Origin of the sequence: Caballeronia sp. BR00000012568055 (genome assembly GCF_029439455.1) — a bacterium.
In the GTDB taxonomy this organism is placed as follows: domain Bacteria; phylum Pseudomonadota; class Gammaproteobacteria; order Burkholderiales; family Burkholderiaceae; genus Caballeronia.
Map to the genome: position 1 here is coordinate 2217 of NZ_JAQFVG010000101.1, position 1923 is coordinate 4139.

2 protein-coding genes are annotated in these 1923 nt (G+C 56.7%); both read left to right on the forward strand.

Translation table 11 applies throughout. From position 1 onward, the window contains the following. Positions 1-174 precede the first annotated feature (174 nt). A complete protein-coding gene (locus P7F28_RS06215; RefSeq protein ID WP_277183616.1) occupies positions 175-834 on the forward strand; it encodes a response regulator in 660 nt (219 codons plus the stop codon). Beyond that, on the forward strand, positions 831-1923 hold a 1093-nt coding region (locus P7F28_RS06220; RefSeq protein WP_277183617.1), incomplete at its 3' end, for a histidine kinase dimerization/phospho-acceptor domain-containing protein. The genes P7F28_RS06215 and P7F28_RS06220, both read left to right, overlap by 4 nt.

Below are 1923 nucleotides of genomic sequence, written 5' to 3' on the forward strand. Positions count from 1 at the left end.
ACGTAACCGTGCGAATGATTCTCAACCACTTTTAACACACTCCATCATAAGCGACGGCGGAGATACTATCTGGTCGAAGCTGAGGGAAACCTTAAGAAAATCAATGCCACGGAAATGCAAGAAACGCATAGACTACCGGCAAAATCATGAGACTGCTGACGGGCGGGGAGTACCATGCGCATCTTGTTGGTTGAAGACGACGACCTGATAGGCAGCGGTCTCGAGGCCGGCCTGCGCAATGCGTCATTCGCTGTCGATTGGGCAAAAGACGGACAGCACGCAAAGCTCGCGCTCGCCACGACCACCTACGATATGGTCGTGCTCGACCTCGGTCTGCCAGGACTCTCAGGCACCAGCCTGCTCGCATACCTGCGCTCGCAAGGCAATCTCGTACCCGTTCTCGTTTTGACTGCCCGAGATACGCCGGCCGACCGCATCGCCGGGCTCGACGCGGGTGCCGACGACTATGTCGGTAAGCCGTTCGATCTCGGCGAGATCGTGTCGCGCTGTCGGGCGCTGGTACGACGCTCACAGAGCCGGGCAAGCGAAACACTGGTGTGGCGCGACATCACCGTCAACCCTGCGGCCATGAAAGTCACGAAGGGCGAGGAGCCGGTTCAACTGACCTCGCGTGAGTTCGGCGTACTCGTTCACCTGCTCTCGCATATCGGCGAACCGCAGCGGAAGTCGAAGATGGAAGAGAGCATCTACGGCTGGAACGAGGAAGTCGAAAGTAACGCCATCGAAGTTCATGTGTCGACCCTTCGAAAGAAGATTGGTGCGGATGCGATTCGCACGATTCGCGGGATTGGTTATGTGATGGAGAAACCATGAGCGCACGTCAACCTTCCATTCGCAGCCGTTTGATGTGGCTTGTGCTGTTAAGCGTTGGACTGTCCTGGGTCGCGATGTTTGCATGGAGTTTTCATGCAGCGAGGCACGAGATGACTCAGTGGGACGAAACTCGACTGGTTCAGCTCGTGCCGCTTCTCTCTCAACTCAACGCTGACGACCTGAAAAAACTGGCCGAGCATGGAATTGATGCTCGCAACGAGATTCCGCATCATTCGCGTCCGATTTCACATGATTCGGATTATGGCGACCGGTTCGTCCATTTCCACATCATCGACCGTGACGGTGGCACGATTGCTCGAAGCAGCGATTTTCCGCTTGCGGATTTCACGGGCTACGCTCGAAACGTCATTGAAGAGGTCGATACGAGTGATGGGAAGTGGTTGCTGTACACGGTTCGCGATTCGCGTAGTGGGCGAACGATCAGTCTTATGGAACCCATCAACGCGCACAGTGACCTGGTCAGCGGGGTGGCCGCGCGCATCGCGAGACCCGTTCTGCTGATTCTCCCTGTTCTGATGGCGCTGGTCTGGTTCAGCATCGGCTTCGGACTTCGACCGCTTTCGTCGTTATCGAATGCGGTGAAAGCACGAGACGGACACAATTTGAGGCCCATCGAAGTGGCCCATGCTCCGCGCGAATTAAGCGCGATGGTATCGGCGACGAATGGCCTGCTTGAGCGCTTGCGCATGTCGCTTGCTCGTGAACGGACATTCACCGCAGACGCAGCCCACGAGTTGAAGACGCCGTTGGCCGCAATCAAAGTGCAGGCACAAGTCGCGATGGGCTCCCAAGACGCTACGCAACAGCGACTCGCACTGGAGCGCGTGGTTCTCGGTGTCGACCGCAGCGCACATCTGGTCGAGCAGTTATTGCTGCTCGCCAGACTCGATGAAGAGTCGGGACTCAAATTGTCGACCTTTGCGCTCCGGGACGTCATTGCAGAGTCAATTGCATTCAGGCGACATTTGGCCAATGACAAGCTGATGACCCTTCAAATCTCGGGTGATGGGCGAGCGGAAGTCTATGCTGACCGAGTGCTTATGCGCGTACTCGTGGACAATTTGCTCG